Annotated in this window: 17 protein-coding genes and 3 tRNA genes; 13 read left to right on the top strand and 7 right to left on the bottom strand. The window is 72.5% G+C overall.

The window, feature by feature from the left end:
• Window positions 1-33: 33 nt before the first annotated feature.
• Window positions 34-993 carry a phosphoribosylaminoimidazolesuccinocarboxamide synthase gene (locus KBZ10_RS00285; RefSeq protein WP_210985399.1) on the top strand — a complete coding sequence of 320 codons (960 nt, stop codon included), beginning with the start codon at window positions 34-36 and terminating at the stop codon, window positions 991-993.
• A gap of 188 nt (window positions 994-1,181) precedes the next feature.
• Here KBZ10_RS00285 and KBZ10_RS00280 read toward each other — a convergent pair.
• The 3 genes from KBZ10_RS00280 to KBZ10_RS00270 form a co-directional block, all read right to left on the bottom strand.
• Window positions 1,182-1,254 (bottom strand) — tRNA-Gly (locus KBZ10_RS00280).
• Between the two features lie 86 nt (window positions 1,255-1,340).
• Window positions 1,341-1,412 (bottom strand) — tRNA-Gly (locus tag KBZ10_RS00275).
• Between the two features lie 87 nt (window positions 1,413-1,499).
• The gene (locus KBZ10_RS00270) at window positions 1,500-1,817 is read right to left on the bottom strand and encodes an Lsr2 family protein (RefSeq protein WP_210985398.1); all 318 of its coding nucleotides are present in this window, start codon (window positions 1,815-1,817) and stop codon (window positions 1,500-1,502) included.
• 396 nt (window positions 1,818-2,213) lie between these two features.
• Here KBZ10_RS00270 and purS point away from each other — a divergent pair, with 396 nt between their 5' ends.
• The 8 genes from purS (at window position 2,214) to purM (ending at window position 11,608) form a co-directional block, all read left to right on the top strand.
• Window positions 2,214-2,483, top strand: coding sequence for a phosphoribosylformylglycinamidine synthase subunit PurS (gene purS, locus KBZ10_RS00265; RefSeq protein WP_210985397.1), 270 nt, complete (start codon window positions 2,214-2,216; stop codon window positions 2,481-2,483).
• On the top strand, window positions 2,480-3,160 hold the full coding sequence (gene purQ / locus KBZ10_RS00260) for a phosphoribosylformylglycinamidine synthase subunit PurQ (RefSeq protein WP_210985396.1): 681 nt from the start codon (window positions 2,480-2,482) through the stop codon (window positions 3,158-3,160). Before purS ends, purQ begins: the two co-directional genes overlap by 4 nt.
• Window positions 3,157-5,406, top strand: coding sequence for a phosphoribosylformylglycinamidine synthase subunit PurL (gene purL, locus KBZ10_RS00255; protein WP_210985395.1), 2,250 nt, complete (start codon window positions 3,157-3,159; stop codon window positions 5,404-5,406). Before purQ ends, purL begins: the two co-directional genes overlap by 4 nt.
• Window positions 5,407-5,584: 178 nt before the next feature.
• Window positions 5,585-6,121, top strand: coding sequence for a helix-turn-helix transcriptional regulator (locus tag KBZ10_RS00250; protein WP_210985394.1), 537 nt, complete (start codon window positions 5,585-5,587; stop codon window positions 6,119-6,121).
• Window positions 6,122-6,263: 142 nt separating this feature from the next.
• Window positions 6,264-7,193 (top strand): M23 family metallopeptidase, encoded by a 930-nt coding sequence (locus KBZ10_RS00245; RefSeq protein WP_210985393.1) that lies wholly within the window; start codon window positions 6,264-6,266, stop codon window positions 7,191-7,193.
• A 152-nt stretch (window positions 7,194-7,345) separates the two neighbouring features.
• Window positions 7,346-8,188 (top strand): sterol carrier family protein, encoded by an 843-nt coding sequence (locus tag KBZ10_RS00240; protein WP_210985392.1) that lies wholly within the window; start codon window positions 7,346-7,348, stop codon window positions 8,186-8,188.
• Between the two features lie 665 nt (window positions 8,189-8,853).
• A complete protein-coding gene (gene purF / locus KBZ10_RS00235) occupies window positions 8,854-10,413 on the top strand; it encodes an amidophosphoribosyltransferase (RefSeq protein WP_210985391.1) in 1,560 nt (519 codons plus the stop codon).
• Between the two features lie 103 nt (window positions 10,414-10,516).
• The gene (gene purM, locus KBZ10_RS00230) at window positions 10,517-11,608 is read left to right on the top strand and encodes a phosphoribosylformylglycinamidine cyclo-ligase (RefSeq protein WP_210985390.1); all 1,092 of its coding nucleotides are present in this window, start codon (window positions 10,517-10,519) and stop codon (window positions 11,606-11,608) included.
• A 199-nt stretch (window positions 11,609-11,807) separates the two neighbouring features.
• On the opposite strand, the gene KBZ10_RS00225 is transcribed toward purM, so the two are convergent.
• Window positions 11,808-12,065 carry a DUF3073 domain-containing protein gene (locus KBZ10_RS00225; RefSeq protein WP_210985389.1) on the bottom strand — a complete coding sequence of 86 codons (258 nt, stop codon included), beginning with the start codon at window positions 12,063-12,065 and terminating at the stop codon, window positions 11,808-11,810.
• A 301-nt stretch (window positions 12,066-12,366) separates the two neighbouring features.
• A complete protein-coding gene (locus tag KBZ10_RS00220) occupies window positions 12,367-13,482 on the bottom strand; it encodes a Glu/Leu/Phe/Val dehydrogenase dimerization domain-containing protein (protein ID WP_210985388.1) in 1,116 nt (371 codons plus the stop codon).
• 323 nt (window positions 13,483-13,805) lie between these two features.
• Here KBZ10_RS00220 and KBZ10_RS00215 point away from each other — a divergent pair, with 323 nt between their 5' ends.
• Both KBZ10_RS00215 and bldC read left to right on the top strand, forming a co-directional pair.
• Window positions 13,806-14,660 carry a hypothetical protein gene (locus KBZ10_RS00215; protein WP_210985387.1) on the top strand — a complete coding sequence of 285 codons (855 nt, stop codon included), beginning with the start codon at window positions 13,806-13,808 and terminating at the stop codon, window positions 14,658-14,660.
• Window positions 14,661-15,333: 673 nt separating this feature from the next.
• A complete protein-coding gene (gene bldC, locus KBZ10_RS00210; protein WP_003949541.1) occupies window positions 15,334-15,540 on the top strand; it encodes a developmental transcriptional regulator BldC in 207 nt (68 codons plus the stop codon).
• A gap of 938 nt (window positions 15,541-16,478) precedes the next feature.
• Here bldC and KBZ10_RS00205 read toward each other — a convergent pair.
• Window positions 16,479-16,553, bottom strand: a tRNA-Asp gene (locus KBZ10_RS00205).
• 92 nt (window positions 16,554-16,645) lie between these two features.
• Window positions 16,646-20,698 carry an ATP-dependent RNA helicase HrpA gene (hrpA, locus tag KBZ10_RS00200; RefSeq protein ID WP_210985386.1) on the bottom strand — a complete coding sequence of 1,351 codons (4,053 nt, stop codon included), beginning with the start codon at window positions 20,696-20,698 and terminating at the stop codon, window positions 16,646-16,648.
• A 184-nt stretch (window positions 20,699-20,882) separates the two neighbouring features.
• Between hrpA and KBZ10_RS00195 the strand changes: the two genes are divergently transcribed.
• The gene (locus tag KBZ10_RS00195) at window positions 20,883-21,401 is read left to right on the top strand and encodes a hypothetical protein (protein ID WP_210985385.1); all 519 of its coding nucleotides are present in this window, start codon (window positions 20,883-20,885) and stop codon (window positions 21,399-21,401) included.
• 184 nt (window positions 21,402-21,585) lie between these two features.
• Window positions 21,586-22,167 carry a hypothetical protein gene (locus tag KBZ10_RS00190; RefSeq protein WP_374223288.1) on the top strand — a complete coding sequence of 194 codons (582 nt, stop codon included), beginning with the start codon at window positions 21,586-21,588 and terminating at the stop codon, window positions 22,165-22,167.
• Window positions 22,168-22,215 lie beyond the last annotated feature (48 nt).

Below are 22,215 nucleotides of genomic sequence, written 5' to 3'. Positions count from 1 at the left end.
AAGCTGCTCCAGGACCGACCGATGGAGGGCAGTGTGTCCGGATTCGTTGAGAAACCCGAGCCGGTGCAGGTACCGGGACTGGTACATCTGCACACCGGCAAGGTGCGCGATCTGTACCGGAACGAGGCCGGTGACCTGGTGATGGTGGCCAGCGACCGCATCTCGGCCTACGACTGGGTGCTGCCCACCGAGATCCCCGGCAAGGGCCGCGTCCTCACCCAGCTCTCCCTGTGGTGGTTCGACCTCCTCGCCGATCTCATCCCCAACCACGTACTGAGCACCGAACTCCCCGAGGGCGCCCCCGCCGACTGGGAGGGCCGCACCACCATCTGCCGCTCGCTGCGGATGGTCCCGGTCGAGTGCGTCGCCCGCGGCTACCTGACCGGCTCCGGCCTCGCCGAGTACGAGCGCGACCGCACGGTCTGCGGCCTGGCCCTCCCCGAGGGCCTCGTCGACGGCTCCGAACTGCCCGCGCCCATCTTCACCCCGGCGACCAAGGCCGCCGTCGGCGACCACGACGAGAATGTCAGCTACGAGGAGGCCGCCCGCCAGGTCGGCGCCGACACCGCCGCCCGGCTCCGGCAGACCACGCTCGCCGTCTACAGCCGGGCCCGCGAGGTCGCCCGCGAGCGCGGCATCATCCTCGCCGACACGAAATTCGAGTTCGGCTTCCTGGAGACGGGCGGCGAGGGCGCGTCCGGCGGCGGGGACGAGGGCGGTAACGACCTCGTCGGTGACCGCGACCTGGTGCTCGCGGACGAGGTGCTCACCCCGGACTCCTCCCGCTTCTGGCCCGCGGACCAGTGGGAACCGGGACGCGCCCAGCCGTCCTTCGACAAGCAGTTCGTCCGGGACTGGCTGACCTCCCCCGCCTCCGGCTGGGACCGGCACGGCGAGCAGCCGCCGCCGGAACTCCCCGCCGAGATCGTCGAGCGCACGGCGGCGAAGTACGTCGAGGCGTTCGAGCGGCTGACCGGCACGGCCTGGTCGTAACCGTGCCCCGGCCGGGCCACACGCCGGCGTGCCCCCTCCGCCCCGCATACGCCCGTACGCGGGGCGGAGCCGTGTCCGGGGAGGGGGCGGACGGAGCCGCGCCCCGGATGGGTGCCGGCCGCCCCGCCGGTGCCTCCGGGACTGCCGGGCCGGGGCGCGCGCCGGAGCCGCCGGGAACGCCGGGAACGAGCGGACGACGAGATTCGAACTCGCGACCCTCACCTTGGCAAGGTGATGCTCTACCAACTGAGCCACGTCCGCATGCCTCCGAGAAGCTTTCACCTCTCGGCGCGAGCACTACTCTACCTGATCCATTCGACTGGGCGACTGGTCCGGTGAGTAATGAGAGCGGGTGACAGGGATCGCACACTGCGCCTCCCTCTTGGAAAGAGGGCGCTCTACTACTGAGCTACACCCGCGTGACTCCTCGGGGCCCGGCCTTCCGGCCCCGCCCCTCGGCGTGCTCCAGACTTTAGCCGATCAACGGGGGTGGAGCGCAAGTCGGTTCAGCTCGCGGCCTCGAAGGCCTCGTAGACCTTCTTCGGGATGCGGCCGCGGGGCGGGACGTCCATGCCGTGGGAGCGGGCCCAGGCGCGGACGGTGGCCGGGTCCGGGGCGACCGCGGTGCGGCGGTACGTCCGGCCGGACCGGGACCGCTTGCGGCCGGCCTCCATGTAGGGCGCCAGAACTCCCCGCAGCTTCTGCGCATTCGAAGGATTGAGGTCGATCTCGTACGTCTTGCCGTCGAGACCGAACATGACCGTTTCCGCCGCTTCCCCGCCGTCGATGTCGTCGGAGAGTGTGACCACTACGCGCTGAGCCACGGATATCGGTCCTTTCTGTCGGCGTCACCGCCATGACGTGCGGTGATGGTGTACGCCGTGGTGATCGGGGACAAGGCTAATTCTTTTGTACAGGCTTGGGCATTGCATGGTGAAACCCTGTGAATTCCCGTCCGGGCCTCACAGGGCAATCACGACCGTACGTTTTCTCTGCCGGATTTTCCACAACGGTTACGGCGCCTGATACCCGAATGTGACCGCCGAGAGGATATCTACTCGCGTAGATTCTCCGGCCGGGTAGGCTGGGCTACACCTAGCCGGGGGTCCGGGGAGTCACTCCCCGCAGGACTTCGGGGCTCCGGGGCCGCACCCCGGAACACTTTGGGCCCGATGGCGCGCCTCCGGAATGAACACAGCCGCACCACCACACCACCGGGAGTGCCAGTGGCACGCGTCGTAGTCGACGTCATGCTCAAGCCGGAGATCCTCGATCCGCAGGGCCAGGCGGTGCAGCGTGCACTGCCCCGCCTCGGCTTCGCCGGAATCTCCGACGTACGCCAGGGAAAGCGCTTCGAACTCGAACTGGACGGACCGGCCGACGAGGCCGCGCTCGCCCGGGTCCGGGAGATGGCCGAGACCTTTCTCGCGAACACCGTCATCGAGGACTTCACCGTCCGGGTCGAGGAAACCGTGAAGGCGGAATCGTGACCGCCCGTATCGGAGTCATCACTTTCCCCGGCAGTCTCGACGACCGGGACACCCGGCGCGCGATCCGGCTGGCCGGCGCCGAGCCCGTCACCCTGTGGCACCGCGAGAAGGAGCTGCAGCAGGTCGACGCCGTCGTCCTGCCCGGCGGTTTCTCCTACGGCGACTACCTCCGCGCGGGCGCCATCTCCCGTTTCTCGCCGGTCATGGAGACCCTGATCGACGAGGCCCGGGGCGGCCTCCCGGTGCTCGGCATCTGCAACGGCTTCCAGGTGCTCGCCGAGACGCATCTGCTGCCCGGCGCGATGCTGCGCAACAACCACCTCCACTTCATCTGCCGGGAGCAGAAACTCCGGGTGGAGAACGCGGAGACCGCCTGGACCACCGACTTCACCGCCGGCCAGGAGATCCACATCCCGCTCAAGAACGTGGACGGCCGCTACGTCGCCGACGAGCGCACCCTCGACATGCTGGAGGCGGAGGGCCGCGTCGTCTTCCGCTACCGCGATCTGAACCCCAACGGTTCGCTGCGCGACATCGCCGGCATCACCAACGAGGCCGGCAACGTCGTCGGCCTCATGCCGCACCCGGAGCACGCCGTCGACCCCCTGGTCGGCACCGGCGGCACGGACGGCCTCGGATTCTTCACCTCGATCCTGAAGAAGCTGGTCAGCGCATGAGCCTCGACACCACCAAGCACGCCGCGGACACCCCCGGCACCGAGCAGCCCTGGGCCGAGCTCGGCCTCAAGCAGGACGAGTACGAGCGCATCCGGGAGATCCTCGGCCGCCGCCCGACCGGCGCCGAGCTCGCGATGTACTCCGTCATGTGGTCGGAGCACTGCTCGTACAAGTCGAGCAAGGTGCACCTCAAGCAGTTCGGCGAGAAGGCCCCCGAGAACGACGCCATGCTCGTCGGCATCGGCGAGAACGCCGGTGTCGTGGACGTCGGCCAGGGCTACGCCGTCACCTTCAAGGTGGAGTCGCACAACCACCCCTCGTACATCGAGCCCTACCAGGGCGCGGCCACCGGCGTCGGCGGCATCGTCCGCGACATCCTCGCCATGGGCGCCCGCCCCGTCGCCGTCATGGACCCGCTGCGCTTCGGCGCCGCGGACCACGAGGACACCAAGCGGGTGCTGCCCGGCGTCGTCTCCGGCATCGGCGGCTACGGCAACTGCCTCGGCCTGCCCAACATCGGCGGCGAGGTCGTCTTCGACCCCTGCTACCAGGGCAACCCGCTGGTCAACGCGCTGTGCGTGGGTGTGATGAAGCACGAGGACATCCACCTCGCCCAGGCGTCCGGCGCCGGCAACAAGGTGATCCTCTACGGAGCCCGCACCGGCGGCGACGGCATCGGCGGCGTCTCCGTGCTGGCCTCGGAGACCTTCGAGTCCACCGGCCCCGCCAAGCGCCCGGCCGTCCAGGTCGGCGACCCGTTCCAGGAGAAGCTCCTCATCGAGTGCACCCTGGAGATCTTCGCCGAGGACCTCGTCGCCGGCATCCAGGACCTCGGCGGCGCCGGCCTCTCCTGCGCGACCAGCGAGCTGGCGAGCGCCGGCTCCGGCGGTATGCGCGTCGAGCTCGACACCGTGCCGCTGCGCGACGCCAGCCTCTCGCCCGAGGAGATCCTCATGAGCGAGTCGCAGGAGCGGATGTGCGCGATCGTCGAGCCGGAGAAGGTCGCCCGCTTCCTGGAGATCTGCGAGAAGTGGGACGTCATCGCCACCGTCATCGGTGAGGTCACCGATGGCGACCGGCTGGAGATCTACTGGCACGGCGAGCAGATCGTCGACGTACCGCCGCGCACCGTCGCCCACGAGGGCCCCGTCTACCACCGTCCGTACGCCCGGCCGGAGTGGCAGGACGCCCTCCAGGCCGACGACGCCGGGAAGCTGCCCCGCCCGGCGGACGCCGGAGAGCTGCGCGAGCAGGTGCTCCGGCTGGTGGCCTCGCCGAACCAGGCGTCCAAGAGCTGGGTCACGGACCAGTACGACCGCTTCGTCCAGGGCAACACGGTCCTCGCCCAGCCCGAGGACTCCGGCATGGTCCGCATCGACGAGGAGACCAACCTCGGCGTCGCGGTCGCCACGGACGGCAACGGCCGCTACGCCAAGCTCGACCCGTACACCGGCGCCCAGCTGGCGCTGGCCGAGTCGTACCGCAACGTCGCCGCCTCCGGCGCCAAGCCGCTCGCCGTCACCGACTGCCTCAACTTCGGCTCGCCGGAGGACCCGGCGGTCATGTGGCAGTTCGCGGAGGCGTGCCGCGGGCTGGCCGACGCCTGCCTGGAGCTGGGCACGCCGGTCACGGGCGGCAACGTCTCCCTGTACAACCAGACCGGTGAGACGGCCATCCACCCGACCCCGGTGGTCGGCGTGCTGGGCGTCATCGACGACGTCACGCGCCGCACCCCCATGGCCTTCGCCGAGGACGGCCAGCTCGTCTACCTCCTCGGGGAGACCCGGGAGGAGCTGGGCGGCTCGGCCTGGTCGCAGGTGGTCCACGGCCACCTCGGCGGCCTCCCGCCGAAGGTCGACCTGGCGCGCGAGAAGCTGCTCGCCGAGATCCTGATCGCGGGCTCCCGTGACGGCATGATCGACGCCGCGCACGACCTCTCCGACGGCGGGCTGGCCCAGGCGGTCACCGAGTCCTGCCTGAAGGGGGGCAAGGGTGCCCGGCTGGTCGTGCCCGACGGGCTGGACCCGTTCGTGTTCCTCTTCTCCGAGTCGGCGGGCCGTGCGATCGTCGCGGTGCCGCGCAGCGAGGAGCTCCGCTTCACCGACATGTGCGGTGCGCGGGGCCTGCCCGCCACGCGCGTCGGCGTGATCGACGGCGACGCGGTGGAGGTGCAGGGCCAGTTCTCCATCCCGCTGGCCGAGCTGCGGGAGGCGCACGAGGCGACGATCCCGGACCTGCTGGCCTGACCGGCCCGTTCCCGCGCCGCGCCGGTCCCCGGGTCACCCCGGTCGCCACGGCCCCGTCCACTCCGGTGGGCGGGGCCTCGTGCTGTCCGGCGGGCGGGGCGCGCGGGGACGGCGTCCCGCTCCGCGCCTCCGGCGGCGAGTGTTGTCAGAGATTACGTAATTACGTAAGGTGGTTTCCGTGGAAGGCGCGGAGGGCCCCGAGGGCCCGGAACTGGAACAGCGGGTCACCGAGCTGGAGCGGCGGCTGGCCGGGCTGGAGGAGTCGGAAGGCCGGAAGGCCCGGCCGGCCGTCACGGAACGCCCGGACTTCTGGGCGCTGGACGGGCTCAGGGCCCAGCTGTCGGAGGCGGGGGAGGAGAGCGGGGGCGTGCTGTTCACCGGATCAGTCCGGCTGCCCACCGGCGAGCGGTACGAGTGGCAGTACGGACTGCCCACGAACGAGCTGCTGGCGGGCGAGTGGGAGGACGCCGCCGAGGCGTTCGCCGCGCTGGGCCGCCCCGTGCGGCTGCGGCTCCTGCGGGAGATAGCCGGCGGGCGCCGCACGGCGGCGGAACTGACCGAGCTGCCGGAGGTCGGCACGACCGGGCAGGTCTACCACCATCTGCGGCAGCTGACCGCCGCCGGGTGGCTGCGGTCGTCGGGCCGTGCCGGATACGAGATCCCGGCCGGCCGGGTGGTTCCCCTGCTCGTCGCACTGGCCGCGGCCGGGCACTGACCTCGCCCGGCCGGCCCCCCGGGGCGCGTCGGCCGACCACACCGGGGGAAGCCCTCCGGAGCTCTCCGTTCCGGAACCCGGGCCGGTACCGACGCCGGCACGGCACCCGTTACGAACCGACACACCGCAGGGGGAACCGGCCATGTCGTTGATTCACGCGCTCAAGCGGGCGCGGCCGTACTACTACGGCCTGCTGGCGCTTCTGATCGTCCTCGATCTCCTCTGGCTCGATGCCGTCCGGGAGGTGCCCTGGTGGGCGATCGGGCTGGTCGTGGCGTTCGGTCTCACGGCCGAGTTCCTCCCCGCCCGCTCGCAGCGACGGCCCCGGGCCGAGCGGCGGGAAGGACCGGAGGAGTCCCCGGCGGTCGAGGTGGGGCCGCCGGTCCGCGGGCGGTGGCGCGCGCTCAACAGCCCGGCCGGCAAGGTGCCGAGCCACGGCACCCGGGTGTACGGGCAGTCCCACGCGATCGACCTCGTGCGGGAGGCGGAGCCCGGAGAGCGGGAACGGCCGGCGTTCGGCTGGTGGCCCGTGGCCCGCCGGAACGGGGACTTCCCCGCCTTCGGGGAGCCGGTGCGTGCCGTCGCCGACGGCACCGTGGTGCGGGTCCGGGACGGGCGCCGCGACCACCTCGGCCGCACCTCCTGGCCCGCTCTGCCGTACTTCTTCGCGGAGGCCATGGTCCGCGGCTGCGGCACCCCGGCCGCCGTCGTCGGCAACCACGTGGTGCTCGACCTGGGGGGCGGCACCTACGCCCTGTACGCCCATCTGCGCCGCCGGTCCGTGACCGTCCGCGAGGGAGACCGGGTGAGCGCCGGGCAGCGGCTGGCCGCGACCGGCAACAGCGGCAACTCGACCGAACCGCATCTGCACTTCCAGCTGATGGACCGCCCCGACCCCCTGGAGGCCCGTGGCGTTCCCTTCCACTGGCGCGGCATAGGCGTGCCGGCGAACGGCGAGGTCTTCACGGCGCCGGAACCACGGCGCGGTCGCGGGAGCGGTGCGGTGGAGAGCGCCTCCGAGAGCGCCTCGGCGCAGGGCCCGTCCGGCCCCCGTCCGGCCCCCGGGCCGTAACGCGCCGCGACCCCCGCCGACCGTTCACGGCACGCTCCGGATCCGGAGGGGCCGGGGCCCCGCAGCGGCCGTCCGGCGTTCCCGGCCCGGATGGTCCGGATCCGAACGGTAGCGGGGCGGCCACCGCCGCGCCGGGCCCTAGGCTCGGCGGTATGACCCCGCGAGCGCGCAAGCCACGCCCCCGCAGCTACGACCCCGCCCGCACCCGCGCGGCGCTGGACGCCGAGGTACGGGCCGTACGGGAGGCCGTCCGCGTCCTCTGCGCGGCCCCGGACGCCCCCGAGCTGCTGGAGGCCCCGTCCGGGCTGGAGGGCTGGACGGTCCGGGACCTGGTGGTGCACATCGCCATCTGCCTGGACTTCCTCCCGCGCCGGCTCGCCGAGGAGCCGGGGCCGGCCACAGCGGAGCTGGACCTCCGCGGGTACGTCGCCCGGTTCGGCTCGCAGGGCGGCGGTCCGGCCGCGGAGGTCGCGGAGACGGCGGTGCGGGAGGCCGCCGCCCTGCCCGGCACCGGCGCGGCGGTGCTGGAACGGTTCGACCGTGCCGCGGACCGGCTGGCCGAGGCGGTCGCGGAGACGGACGCACGCAGCACGGTCCGGACCCGCTTCGGGGTGATGACCGTCGACGACTTCCTGGTCACCCGGCTGCTGGAGGCGGTGGTGCACGGCGACGACCTGACGGCCGCCACCGGTACGGCCGTCTCCCACGACCGGCAGGCGCTGGCGGCGGTCGTCCGGCTGACCGCCGACGCCCTCGCCGTGAAGGCGCCCGGTGGATCCGTGGAGGTGCGCATTCCGCCGTTCGCGGTCGTGCAGTGCGTCGAGGGGCCCCGGCACACCCGGGGCACTCCGCCCAACGTCGTCGAGACCAACCCGCTGACCTGGATCCGGCTGGCCACCGGCCGCAGGCCCTGGGCGGAGGCGCTGGACGCGGCGGAGGTCTCCGCGAGCGGCGAACGCGCGGATCTCTCCGCACTGCTCCCGGTCCTGGGCTGACCGCCGCCCCGCACCGCTTCCCGCCGCTGTCCGGCACCCGAGCCCAGGGGCAGCGGCGCCGGGGCAGCCGGCCGGTCCCGCCGGCGAAGGCCTTGCCCGCCCCCCTTCCGGGCCCGCCCCCGTGCCCGCTCCCGGTCTGCCCCGGGCTCCGCGCCCGGCGCCCGGCTTCGCGCCCTGCCCGGGCTCCCGCGTCCGGCCCTCGGTTTCCGGGCCTCGCCTGCCGGGCCGCGCCTGCCGGGCCGCGCGAGCCCGTGCCTGCTCCGAGCCCGTGTCCGCCCCCGCCCGCTCCCCGGAGGCCCGGCCCGGGCAACACCCGGCCGCCCAGTGCCGCCCGGCCGGTCCGCGCGGTGGGATGGGGCATCGGCGGACCGTGACCTTCGACACCGCTCGCAACCCCGGGGAACGAGGCCGACGGGTGCCGCGGCGAGCGCGGCAGAGCCGTTCCGGCCCGGCCGCGCGGCGCCGTCACGGACCCGCGGCAACCGCCCGGAGGCCCGTCCCACCAGGGGATCCACCGGGGTGCCGCCGCCTCGCCCACCCCGCCGCGGAGCGGCCGGAGGGCGTGGTCCGGCGCCACCCGCCTCCGCTCTCGTCCCGTCCGGGAAAGCCGCTGCGCCGGAATCCCCGGTTCGGATGAACCCGCAACCTGTCCTAGACTCGGTGACGTGCCACGTGGTGACGGACGACTCAGCCACGATCTCCTTCCCGGGGAGAAAGGCCCCCAGGACGCCTGTGGCGTCTTCGGTGTCTGGGCCCCGGGAGAAGAGGTCGCCAAACTCACCTATTTCGGGCTGTACGCGCTGCAGCACCGTGGACAGGAGTCCGCGGGCATCGCTGTGAGCAACGGCTCCCAGATCCTCGTCTTCAAGGACATGGGCCTGGTCTCCCAGGTCTTCGACGAGACCTCACTCGGCTCCCTCCGGGGCCACATCGCCGTGGGCCACGCCCGCTACTCCACCACCGGTGCCTCGGTGTGGGAGAACGCGCAGCCCACGTTCCGTGCCACCGCGCACGGCTCCATCGCGCTGGGCCACAACGGCAATCTCGTCAACAGCCACGAGCTGGCGGCGATGGTCTCCGGGCTGCCCCGCGAGAACGGCCGCGCCACCCAGGTCGCCGCCACCAACGACACCGACCTCGTCACCGCGCTGCTCGCCGGCCAGGTGGACGAGGACGGCAAGCCGCTGACCGTCGAGCAGGCGGCACCCATCGTGCTGCCCACGGTCCAGGGCGCCTTCTCCCTCGTCTTCATGGACGAGCACACCCTCTACGCGGCCCGCGACCCGCAGGGCGTCCGCCCACTGGTCCTCGGCCGTCTGGAGCGCGGCTGGGTCGTGGCGAGCGAGACCGCCGCGCTGGACATCTGCGGCGCGAGCTTCATCCGCGAGGTCGAGCCCGGCGAGCTGATCGCCATCGACGAGAACGGGCTGCGCTCCTCGCGCTTCACCGAGGCCCGCCCGCGCGGCTGCGTCTTCGAGTACGTCTACCTGGCGCGTCCCGACACCGACATCGCCGGCCGCAACGTCTACCTCTCCCGGGTGGAGATGGGCCGCAGGCTGGCCGCCGAGGCCCCCGCCGACGCGGACCTGGTGATACCCACTCCGGAATCCGGGACCCCGGCCGCCGTGGGCTATGCCGAGGCCAGTGGTATTCCGTACGGTTCCGGACTGGTCAAGAACAGCTACGTGGGCCGGACGTTCATCCAGCCGAGCCAGACCATCCGCCAGCTCGGCATCCGGCTCAAGCTCAACCCGCTCAAGGAGGTCATCCGCGGCAAGCGGCTGGTGGTGGTGGACGACTCGATCGTCCGCGGCAACACCCAGCGCGCCCTGGTCCGGATGCTCCGCGAGGCCGGCGCCGCCGAGATCCACGTCCGGATCTCCTCGCCGCCGATCAAGTGGCCGTGCTTCTTCGGCATCGACTTCGCCACCCGGGCCGAGCTGATCGCCAACGGCCTCTCGGTGGAGGAGATCGGCAAGTCGCTGGGCGCCGACTCGCTGGCGTACATCTCCATCGACTCGATGGTCGACGCCACGACGATCCCGAAGAAGGACCTCTGCCGGGCCTGCTTCGACGGCCAGTACCCGATGGACCTGCCGGACCCGGAGCTGCTGGGGAAGCACCTGCTGGAGTCCGAGACGGCGGAGCCGAGCCGCACCGACGCGGACGGCCTGGTCTCGCCGACCGCCGGAGTCGGCGGCGCGGACGCTCTGCGCCGCCCGTAGCCCGGCCGTGCGGCCGCCCACCCCGTACCGAGGGCACTCCCACCGGGCCCCGGGCCCGAGCCATCGGGCCCCGAGCCACCGAGCGACGAAAGACTGAGGCGTCATGTCCGAGAGCACCGCTGCCGGCCGTCCGACGGCGTCCTACAAGACGGCGGGCGTCGACATCGAGGCGGGCGACCGCGCGGTCGAGCTGATGAAGCAGTGGGTGAAGAAGGCCACCCGCCCCGAGGTCGTGGGCGGCCTGGGCGGCTTCGCCGGGCTCTTCGACGCCTCCGTCCTGAAGCGCTACGAGCGGCCGCTGCTGGCCTCCGCCACCGACGGCGTCGGCACCAAGGTCGACATCGCCCGCCGCATGGGCGTGTACGACACGATCGGCCGCGACCTGGTCGGCATGGTCGTGGACGACCTGGTGGTGTGCGGTGCCGAGCCGCTGTTCATGACCGACTACATCGCCGTCGGCAAGGTCCGCCCCGAGCGGGTGGCGGCCATCGTCAAGGGCATCGCCGAAGGCTGTGTGCTGGCCGGCTGCGCGCTGGTCGGCGGGGAGACCGCGGAGCACCCGGGCCTGCTGGAGCCGGACGACTTCGATGTCGCCGGGGCCGGCACGGGCGTGGTCGAGGCCGACCGCCTGCTGGGCGCGGAACGGATCCGCGCGGGTGACGCGGTGATCGCCATGGCCTCCTCCGGGCTGCACTCCAACGGGTACTCACTCGTCCGGCATGTGCTGTTCGACCGGGCGGGCTACGCGCTGGACCGCGACGTCCCCGAGTTCGGCCGGACCCTCGGCGAGGAGCTGCTGGAGCCGACGCGGATCTACTCGCTGGACTGCCTGGCGCTCACCCGCACCACCGAAGTGCACGCCTTCTCGCACATCACCGGAGGCGGCCTGGCCAACAACCTCGCGCGGGTGATCCCGGACGGGCTGCACGCCACCGTGGACCGCGCCACCTGGACCCCGGCCCCCGTGTTCGACCTGGTCGGCACGGCCGGCTCGGTCGCGCGCGACGAGCTGGAGAAGACGCTCAACATGGGCGTCGGCATGATCGCCGTGGTGGCACCGGAGGGAGCCGACGCCGCGCTGGCCACGCTCGCCGACCGCGGCATGGACGCCTGGGTCTGCGGCGAGATCACCGACCGCGGGCAGGACGGCGGGCCCGCCGAGGCGGTGTCCCTGACCGGCGACTACGCCGTGTGACGGCGGTGCTGTCGGTGATGCGTGGTGCGTCCGGAGCACCGGTCGCGGTGACGGCCGGTGCGGCGAGGCGGGCGCCGCAAGCCCGCGAGGGCAGCCCAGGCACGGACCGGGCAAGCGAGGACAGCACAGAACCCGGTCCGGGATCTGGCCCACGGACCGGGTCTGTTGTGTGCGTGCCGGGGACGCGGACGCCGCCGCGTCAGGCGCGGCGGCGTGAGGAGTGGTCGGAGGCTTGCGCCTCCTCGTCCTCGTCCTCGTCGTCGTTGTACAGCTCCGCGTACTGTGCGTACGGGTCGTCCTCCGGCTCATCGTCCGCGAAGCGCTCGCCGTTCGGCGGCTGTTTCGTCGTCGATGCGCCCAGCTCGTCGGCCAGCCGTGAGAGGTCAGTCCCACCGCTGTTGTACTTCAGCTGGCGGGCGACCTTCGTCTGCTTGGCCTTGGCCCGGCCGCGCCCCATGGCTCGACCCCCTCGATTGCGGGGCTCGACGGCCCCAGAGTCTTGACACGCGTTCATGATCCGGAGCGGACTCTCCGCGAAGAGACCGTCCCGTAGGACTTCAACGGTACCTGCTTCCGCCGTCATACGGTACGTCGCCCGCAGGACGTGCCCCGCGGCGGGGCCCGCGAGGAGGATCGTCCTCGCTGGTCAGCCCCGATTTTACCGAGTCTTCCGGATCGACCCGCCGACGGGTGGTGAGTCTTCTCTCGTCACCTCCCGCCGGCGGGCCGCCGGCGTGCGGACCGCCGGGGGAACGCCGTCAGGCGGTGCGGGCCTCCGCCATGCGCTGCTCGGCGATCCGGTCGGCGGCGACGGCGGGCGGGACGCCGTCGGTCCTGGCGCGGTCGAAGATGGCCAGGGTCGTGTCGAAGATCTGCGCCGCCTTGGCCTTCGCCCGGTCGAATTCAAAACCGAGCAGCTCATCGGCGACCTGGATCACTCCACCCGCGTTCACGACGTAGTCGGGCGCGTACAGGATGCCGTGGTCGGCGAGGTCCTTCTCGACCCCCGGGTGGGCCAGCTGGTTGTTGGCCGCGCCACAGACCACGCGGGCGGTCAGCGCGGGCACCGTGGCGTCGTTCAGGGCGCCGCCGAGGGCGCAGGGGGCGTAGACGTCCAGGTCCGCGCGGATGAGGGTCTCCGTGTCGGGCACGGCCACCACCTGCGGGTGCCGGGCGCGCACCCGCTCCACGCTCTCCGGCCGCACATCGGTGACCACGACCCGGGCGCCGTCCTCCACCAGGTGGTCCACCAGGTGGTGCCCGACCTTGCCGACCCCGGCCACGCCGACGGTCCGGCCGCGCAGGGTGGGCTCGCCCCACAGCGTCTGCGCGCTGGCCCGCATGCCCTGGAAGACGCCGTAGGCGGTGAGGACCGAGGAGTCGCCGGCGCCGCCGTTCTCCGGGGAACGGCCGGTGGTCCACCGGCACTCGCGGGCGACGACGTCCATGTCGGCGACATAGGTGCCGACGTCACAGGCCGTGACGTAACGGCCGTCGAGGGAGGCGACGAAGCGGCCGTACGCGCGGAGCAGCGCCTCGCTCTTCAGCCCGCCCTCGGAAACCGCGGCGGGGTTGCCGATGATCACGGCCTTGCCGCCGCCGTGCGGCAGTCCGGCGAGGGCGTTCTTGTACGACATGCCACGGGCCAGGTTCAGGGCGTCGAGCACGGCCTCCTCGTCGGAGGCGTAGGCGTGGAAGCGGGTGCCGCCGAGGGCGGGGCCCAGCGCGGTCGAGTGCAGGGCGATGACGGCCTTCAGGCCGCTCTCGCGGTCCTGGCAGAGCAGGACGCGCTCGTGGCCGCCCTGCTCGGAGCGGAAGAGGGTGGACAGGGCGCCGAGATCGCCGGCGGCGGTGGGGTGGGACACGTCGGTCACGGTGGTGACTCCCGGAGTCGCGAAGGGCGCCCTCCTGTGGGTGGGGAGGGCCGGTGAGGCACAGAGTAGAACCTCAACCGGCCCCGATCACCACTGCCGGGGCGACGGGCCGGACGGCGGCCGGTTCGCGGGGCCGGGGCCACCGCGACGGTGCGCCGGTCGCGCGCCGGTGACGCGCCGGTGACGCGCCGGGTGGTGCGCCGGCGCCCGGGGGCACCGGGACCGGACGGGCCCCGGGTCCGTAGGCTCTGACGCGGAACGGACATGGGACGCTCCGGACCGGTCCCACGGGCGGATCCGGGTTTGTGGACGGGAGTGAACGGGTGGGCCTGGCGTCATCGCTGTTCGTGCCGTACGCCGCGTATCTGCGGGTGTACGAGCCCCTGGCGGCGTTTCCCGAGCCGGAGCGCTCGCACTGGTACCGCTACGCCGACCGCGCCGACCTCCCCGGCGCGCAGGACGAGCTCCGCCGTTCGCTGGCCGATCTGCTGCCCACCCCGCCGGTCGCGGTGCCGGTGCACGAGAGCGGGGACGCCTTTGTGACGGTGGTGGACGGCGTCACCTGCGTCTGCCCCTGGCGGACCCGGCTGCGCGGCTGGGAGGCGCTGGAGGCGCTGCCCGAGCTGCTGCCGGCCACGGTGCTCGACGCGGCCCTGCCGCCGGTGGTGCGCCGGCAGGCGGCGGACGACCGCGAGCGCTGGCGGGAACGCAATCCGGACGCCCGGCCGTGGATCCGGACCTCGACCTGGCATGTGCCGGTGCGGTGGTTCGCGCTCTTCACGGAGGAGGAGCGGGAGTACGCCCAGCGGGCGGGGGAGGGGGAGAAGGCCGAGGGGCCGGTGCTCCGCTACCGCACACCGATGGTCGAGGCGAGACGGCGTGTGGCGCGTGGGCTTAAAGTGCTGCGTGAGGCGTTGAGCGAGAGTCCGTTGATCGACGGCCTGGAGGATGTGGGTCGTTGGCTGGAGGAGTTCCACCCCCGCTCGCTGGTCGAGCTGGACTACGGGGGGCTGGTGCACACGCTGGGGGACGACTGGCTGGCCGGGGACTGTTCGGCCGCCGACGTCACCGAGGGGCTGGAGGCACTGCGCGCGGGGGACGGTGTGCGGGCCGGAGAGGTTTACCAGCGGCTCATGGAGCGCTGGCGCGAGGTCCGGGAACGGGAGTTCGCCAGCTGATCCGCGAGCCGGCGTGGGAGCGGTGCCGGAGGGCCTCCGCTGCCACCGGTGGGTCCGGCCGTCCGGTGGTCCGGGCGTTCCGCCGATCCGGGCGTTCCGCCGGTCCGCGGCCGGCCGGATCCTCCGGTGCGAACGGTCCGGTGCGGGGATGCGGGGGATGCGGGGGGTGCGGGGGTGTTTTCCGGCCGTTGCGGCCGACCGGGCCGTCACCGGTGTGGGGGAGGCATCCCGGGCGTAGTGCCCGATCCGGGCCATTGGTGCAAGCGTGACGGAGAGCACTAATCAGGGCCTTGCTCTTTTCCCCCGCCTGCGTGCCAAAATGGGACAAGGAGTCCCGCAAGGGCTCCTTCCGTCCATGTATGGGCGGATGGCTCTCTTATGCACTCCTTGGTGGGGCTGGTGGTCACTGATCACGGTGTGACTGATCGTCACGAGCGGGTAACTGTCCGTTCTGGACCGGTCCATCGGGATCCGTCGAGCTTGGACACCTCGGAGGGCAATTCCATCGGTTTGGCCGACGCGGCTGGACAGATGGTGTAGTTGTAGTGCCGAGGACAAGCCGTTCGTCCTATAACCGACTCGGCCCGCGTCTGCCATTTCGGGCAACGCGGGTCAAGGTGCAGAATTTAGAGGAAAGAACCGTGATGGTTCGGTTCTCCCGAGGAGGCCGCTCATGACCGCTCGCACCCCTGATGCCGAGCCGCTGCTGACCCCGGCTGAGGTTGCCACGATGTTCCGCGTGGACCCGAAGACGGTCACGCGCTGGGCCAAGGCTGGCAAGCTCACGTCCATCCGCACGCTGGGAGGGCATCGGCGCTACCGCGAAGCGGAGGTCCGCGCACTGCTGGCGGGCATCCCGCAGCAGCGCAGCGAGGCCTGAAACACCCGCATAACCGGGCGTTTCCGGGCCCCCCACGGCCCGGGCCGAGCCCATACCCCACCCCACGACAGGAGCCTGCCCCTACAGGCTCCGGTCCCTTGTTCCTGAGGGCGCGTCGTCGATCGCGCTGGACTCCGCCGGGTCCAGCGCGATCTTTCTTTTGCAAGGCGGGAGTTCGCGGCCGCGGCCCGGCGAGGGCTCCGCGGCCGGCCGGGGGGTCCGCAGGCCCCCGCGGAGGGTGCCGGCGATCGGTTCTGCGCGTCCGTGTTGAAGTCGCGGATCTCCTTTGAGGGCCGTTCCGGGCGTCTTCGGGCAGACTCGAGGGCAGAGTGCAATTGCATATATTAAATCGACACCCGATCGAGGGTGTCCGAGTTCCCCTGGTGGAAAAACTCATTCAGTGACACCCGTCACAGCCCAGCCTTCTTGTCCGCCCAACTGGCTTGAGGTAGTGGGAAGTCCCCGCCCGGTCATGGTTCCGCAGCCGTCCGGCGGCACGGCAGCGCCGCGGCCCGTGTCGGGCGGATGTCGTCATGCGCCATCTCGCGATCGCTCCTCCGGCCTGACTACCCCCGGCTCCCGGCATCGTCGACATGCCGGGAGTCCCTGGCTCCGGCGGCGCGAGAGCCTGTCGCCCAACATGCCGCCCTCGCGGGGGTGTTGGGAGCTGCGACGGCCGGGGCCCGGACCGTGGACGGGGCCTACGGCGCGGAGAAGGCTCTGTACCGGGACGCGTGGGCCCGGAGGACCCCGAGGGGGCGGAAGGGGGGCGCGAGGCCCTTGGCGGCCCGTGTGAAGCCGGGTGTGCGGTCCTGACGGGATTTGCTGGGTTACCAGCGGCTACAGCACCCCTGCGGCCGACGGCCGTTACGCCGCCGAGAGACCCGGGAACGACCACAGGGCCCGTCCCCTCGCGGGGCGGGCCCTACCGGTGTCTGCGGTCCTGACGGGATTTGAACCCGCGGCCTCCACCTTGACAGGGTGGCGAGCACTCCAAACTGCTCCACAGGACCTTGCTGCCGCGCCGACTTCCGTTGCGCTGCGAAGCCAGACTCTACAGCAGGTCAGGCACACAGTCGAACTGCGGCCCGGCGGCCGCGAACCGTCACCGCGCCGCGGACGGCGCCGCCGCGTCGACGGCCTTCACGATGCGCTTGTCGGAGACCGGGTACGCCGTGCCCAGCGCGTGCGCGAAGTAGCTGACCCGCAGTTCCTCGATCATCCAGCGGATCTTCCGCGCCTCCGGCGGCACCGGGCGGCCCGGCGGGAACTGCTCCAGCAGCCAGGCGTACTCGTCCCGCATCTCGTGGACCTTCGCCATCCGGCTCCGGTCGCGTTCCGCGTTCGCCGGCATCTGCTGGAGCCGGCGGTCGGCCGCCACCAGGTAGCGCATCAGGTCCGGCAGCCGCCCGACCCCGTGCTCCGTGACGAAGCCCGGCTTGATCAGCTCCGCCAGCTGCTCCCTCACGTCCGCCACCGAGGTGAGGAGCGCCGGGGACGTGGTGGACCGCAGCCGCTGCTCGCACGCGTGCCACGCGGCCAGCACCTCGCGGACCTTGCGGACGGCGTCCATGGTGGCGTCCACGAGGTCGGCCCGTACCGCGTCGTACAGCTTGCGGAAGCCCTCCTCGTCCCAGGCCGGGCCGCCGCGGGCGGCGATGAGGCGGTCGGCGGCAGCGGTCACGCAGTCGTCGAAGAGGGCCTGGACACTGCCGTGCGGGTTGCGGGAGAGCGCCAGCTTCTGCTGGTTGGAGAGCTGGTTCTGCGCGAACTTCGCGGGGTTGACCGGGATGCCCAGCAGGATCAGCCGGCGGGTGCCCCGCCACATCGCCTCCGTCTGCTCCCCCTCGGTGTCGAAGAGCCGTACGGCCACCGAATCGCCCTCGTCCACCAGCGCGGGGTACGCCTTGACGGGCTGTCCGGCCCGCCGCGTCTCGAAGGTGCGCGGCAGGGTGCCCAGGGTCCAGGCGGTGAGCCCGGTGCGCTGGACGGGGCCCGCCGGGGCCCCCGCGGGCCGCTCGCCCGCGGCGGGCTTCTCGAAGGACTGGTCGAAGGCCCGGGTGATCGCCTCCTGCGTCCTGGGCTTGAGGCGGAGTTTGAGCGCGTCGAGGTCCTTGTCCTCGGCGACCGTGCGGCGGCGCTCGTCCACCACCCGGAAGGTGATCTTGAGGTGGTCCGGGACCTTCGAGAGGTCCCAGTCCTCCGGGGCGATGCGGACCCCCACCATCCGCTGGAGCTCCCGGCCGAGGGCGGCCGTCAGCGGCTCCGGCCCGGGAACGACGGCGGCCAGGAAGCGTTTGGCGTAGTTCGGCGCCGGTACGCAGTTGCGGCGCACGGGCTTGGGGAGGGAGCGGATCAGTTCGGTGACCAGCTCCTCCCGCAGCCCGGGGATCTGCCAGTCGAAGCCCTCCGGGGTGACCTGGTTGAGCACCTGGAGCGGGACGTGGACGGTGACGCCGTCCGCGTCGGCGCCCGGCTCGAACTGGTACGTCACCCGGAACGTGAGCTTTCCCTGCCGCCAGGTGTCCGGGTAGTCGTCCTTGGAGACACCCTCCGCACGCTCGTTGATGAGCATCGACTTCTCGAAGTCGAGCAGTTCGGGCTCCTCGCGGCGCTTCTTCTTCCACCAGGAGTCGAAGTGCGCGCCGGAGACGACGTGTTCGGGCAGCCGCCGGTCGTAGAAGTCGAAGAGCGTCTCGTCGTCCACGAGGATGTCGCGGCGGCGGGCGCGGTGCTCCAGCTCCTCCACCTCGCTCAGCAGTTTGCGGTTGTCGTGGAAGAACTGGTGGTGTGTCCGCCAGTCCCCCTCGACCAGGGCGTGACGGATGAACAGCTCGCGCGAGGTCTCCGGGTCGATGCGCCCGTAGTTCACCTTCCGCTGGGCGACGAGCGGCACGCCGTAGAGCGTCACCCGCTCGTACGCCATCACCGCCGCCTGCTTCTGCTCCCAGTGCGGTTCGCTGTAGTTGCGCTTCACCAGATGCTGCGCGAGCGGCTCGGTCCATTCCGGCTCGATCCTCGCATTGACCCGCGCCCACAGCCGGGAGGTCTCCACCAGCTCGGCCGACATGATCCAGCGCGGCGGCTTCTTGAACAGCGCGGAGCCGGGGAACACCGCGAACTTGGCGCTCCGCGCGCCCAAGTACTCGTTCTTCGCCTCGGGGTCCTTGAGCCCGATGTGCGACAGGAGACCGGCGAGCAGGGAGGTGTGGATGCGGTCCGCGGGCGCGTCCGGCTCGTCCGCGGCGCCGGTGTGGATGCCCATGCCGCGGGCCACCTGCCGGAGCTGCGCGTAGATGTCCTGCCACTCCCGTATCCGCAGGTAGTTCAGGAACTCGCTGCGGCACATCCGGCGGAACGCGGAGGAGGACAGCTCCTTCTGCCGCTCCCTCACATAGCGCCAGAGATTGAGGAAGGCGAGGAAGTCGGAGGTCTCGTCGCGGAAGCGGGCGTGCTGCTGGTCCGCCTGCTGCTGCTTCTCGGCCGGACGCTCGCGCGGGTCCTGGATGGACAGGGCCGCCGCGATCACCATGACCTCGCGGACGCAGCCGTTCCGGTCGGCTTCGAGGACCATCCGGGCCAGCCGCGGGTCCACGGGCAGCTGGGAGAGCTTCCGGCCCATCGGGGTGAGCCGCTTGCCCGCGTCCCGCGCGGACCCGGAACCGCCCCTCTGCCCGGTGGAGAAGGCCCCCAGTTCTTCCAGGAGCTGCACACCGTCCTTGATGTTGCGGCGGTCCGGCGGGTCGATGAACGGGAAGCGCTCGATGTCGCCGAGCCCGGCCGCGGTCATCTGCAGGATGACGGAGGCCAGGTTCGTGCGGAGGATCTCGGCGTCCGTGAACTCCGGGCGGGAGAGGAAGTCCTCCTCGGAGTAGAGCCGGATGCAGACGCCGTCGGCCGTCCGGCCGCAGCGGCCCTTGCGCTGGTTGGCGCTCGCCTGCGAGATCCGCTCGATCGGCAGCCGCTGCACCTTGGTGCGGTGGCTGTAGCGGGAGATGCGGGCCGTGCCCGGGTCGATGACGTAGCGGATGCCGGGGACGGTGAGGGAGGTCTCGGCCACGTTCGTGGCCAGCACGACGCGGCGGCCCGGGTGGCGCTGGAACACCCGGTGCTGCTCGGCGTGCGACAGGCGGGCGTAGAGCGGCAGGATCTCCGTGGAGCGCAGATTCCGTTTGCCCAGGGCGTCCGCCGTGTCCCGGATCTCCCGCTCGCCGGAGAGGAAGACGAGGATGTCGCCCGGGCCCTCCGCCTGCAGTTCGTCGACGGCGTCGCAGATGGCGGTGACCTGATCGCGGTCGCTCTCCTCGGACCCCTCCTCCAGGAGCGGGCGGTAGCGGACCTCCACCGGGTAGGTGCGGCCGGAGACCTCGACGATGGGGGCGGCGCCCTCGTCCCCGTCGCGGGCGTCGCGGGTACCGGACGCGCCGCCGGCGCGGAAGTGGCGGGCGAAGCGTTCCGGGTCGATCGTCGCGGAGGTGATCACGACCTTGAGATCCGGCCGCTTCGGCAGCAGCTGCGCGAGATAGCCCAGGATGAAGTCGATGTTGAGACTGCGCTCGTGCGCCTCGTCGATGATGATCGTGTCGTACTGGCGCAGCTCGCGGTCCGTCTGGATCTCGGCGAGCAGGATGCCGTCCGTCATCAGCTTGACGTGCGTGGCGGGGCTCACCTGATCGGTGAAGCGGACCTTCCAGCCGACCGCCTCGCCCAGCGGCGTGTTCAGCTCCTCCGCCACCCGCTCGGCCACCGTGCGGGCCGCGATGCGGCGCGGCTGGGTGTGCCCGATGAGACCGCGGACCCCGCGGCCCAGTTCCAGGCAGATCTTGGGAATCTGGGTGGTCTTGCCGGAGCCGGTCTCACCCGCGACGATCACGACTTGGTGATCGCGGATCGCCGCCAGGATCTCGTCCTTCTTCCGGCTGACCGGCAGTGCCTCCGGATACGTCACGGCCGGCACGGTGGCGCGCCGCAGCGCCACGCGCTCCTCGGCCTGCTCCATCTCGGCCGCTATCTCGTCCAGCACGGCCTGCCGGGCCTCGGGCTTGCGGATACGGCGGGCACCGTCGAGGCGCCGCCCCAGCCGGTGCTCGTCACGCAGCATCAGCTCGGGCAGCCGGGCCTGGAGGGCGGCGAAGGAGGAGGGAGAGGAAGTAGACATACCGAGCCAAGGATCTCACCTCACGGAAACAACTGGCGAACGAGTTCCGCGCGCGGCCTGCCGGGGATCCCGGCCGGCGCCGGCCGCCGGGGCGGGACCGGGCGGGTGGCCGCGGTCCGCCCGCCCCCGTCCGGCCCGGCCGGAGGTTACGATGCGTGGAGTCCACCCTCCGGAAGGCCCGCTCGTGATCAGCACCACCACCGCGCACAGCCGCCGCCTCGCGGTCGGCGCGGTCGCCGGTGCGCTGATGGCCGTCCTGGTGGCGCTGTTCTGCCTGCCGGGCCGGGCCGCCCCCACCGCGGCGCCCGGCGGTACCGGCGTCGCGGCCGTGGCCGACGGCTTCCCGGCGGCGGTCCCGGGCTCGCAGCCGGGCGACGGCACGGCGGGTGGCGGGCCCGGGGCGGAAGAGCCGTCCGAGCGGTCCCTCCCGCTCTCCGGGAGCGGCGACCGGACCGGGGAACCGCCGTCGTGGTCGTCGGATGACGACGGTTCGTCGCACTGCAAGCGTCCGCGGGACAGGGGCACCGACCCCGCCGTGCCGGCGAGTACCGTCTCCGCCCACGACCAGTGCCCGGTCCTCGGCGCGCGCCTCGCCTACGCCGAGGACAGCATGTCCGAGGCGGCCCGCGGGCTGCCCGATACGCGAGATCCCACGGACGTCCCCGCCACTCCCGTAACGCTCTCCGTCCTGCTGCGCGTCTAGATGCCGCGGACCGGTGCCCACCGCCCGTAGCGCCGGCGCGCGGGGCGTCCCGCCGCACGCCTGCCGCGTGTCCGGGCCGTCTGCCGCCGCGCGTTCCGCCCCCGGCTTCCGCACCGGTTCCTCCGTACCCCCGGCATCCGCCGCCCCCGGACAGGAGAAGACCGTGAAGGACCCCCGTACCACCGTGCGGCTGGCGCTGCGCGCCCCCGCCCTCTGGCCCCCGGCCCGCTGGGGCGCCGCCCTGGCCGCGGCCGTGCTGACCGCGCTGGCGGCCGGCCTGCCCACCGCCGTCATCCCGAACCCGGTCTTCGGCCGGACCGTGCCCACCCCGTGGTGGGCCTACCCCGTGCTCGCCGTCACCGCGGTCCTCGGCGGGCTGCTGCTCGCCACCTACGTACGCCTCGGTGCCGAACGCGCGACCGAACCGCCGGAGCCGGACGGACAGGAGCGCCGGCGCCGCCGGCTGGGCACGGCGGGCGGGCTGCTGTCCTTTCTGGCCGTCGGCTGCCCGGTGTGCAACAAGGTCGTCCTGCTGCTGCTCGGGAGCTCCGGCGCGATGACGGTCTGGGCGCCGGTCCAGCCGGTGCTGGCCGTCGCCTCGGTGGTGCTGCTGGCCGTCGCGACCGCGCAGCGGCTGGCGGGCGAGGTCGCCTGCGGCTCGGCGCCGGCCGCCGTCCCCGCGGGAACGGCGACCGCGACCGCGGCCGCGGCCGGCCCGCCGGACGCACCGGACGTACCGGACGCGCGGGGCACCCTGCGCGACTGACCGGCACGGCGCAGGGCGCACACCCAGCGCATACGGGAGCGCACACGG

Source organism: Streptomyces sp. F63, assembly GCF_018070345.1.
Lineage (GTDB): Bacteria > Actinomycetota > Actinomycetes > Streptomycetales > Streptomycetaceae > Streptomyces.
This window is presented reverse-complemented; position numbering and strand designations above follow the sequence as displayed.

Excerpts from the sequence above, each read along its gene's own strand:
- hrpA (WP_210985386.1), bottom strand. The coding sequence starts at position 20,698 with ATGTCTACTTCCTCTCCCTCCTCCTTCGCCGCCCTCCAGGCCCGGCTG.
- purM (WP_210985390.1), top strand. The coding sequence starts at position 10,517 with ATGTCCGAGAGCACCGCTGCCGGCCGTCCGACGGCGTCCTACAAGACG.
- KBZ10_RS00245 (WP_210985393.1), top strand. The coding sequence starts at position 6,264 with ATGTCGTTGATTCACGCGCTCAAGCGGGCGCGGCCGTACTACTACGGC.
- KBZ10_RS00225 (WP_210985389.1), bottom strand. The coding sequence starts at position 12,065 with ATGGGGCGCGGCCGGGCCAAGGCCAAGCAGACGAAGGTCGCCCGCCAG.
- purL (WP_210985395.1), top strand. The coding sequence starts at position 3,157 with ATGAGCCTCGACACCACCAAGCACGCCGCGGACACCCCCGGCACCGAG.
- KBZ10_RS00240 (WP_210985392.1), top strand. The coding sequence starts at position 7,346 with ATGACCCCGCGAGCGCGCAAGCCACGCCCCCGCAGCTACGACCCCGCC.
- bldC (WP_003949541.1), top strand. The coding sequence starts at position 15,334 with ATGACCGCTCGCACCCCTGATGCCGAGCCGCTGCTGACCCCGGCTGAG.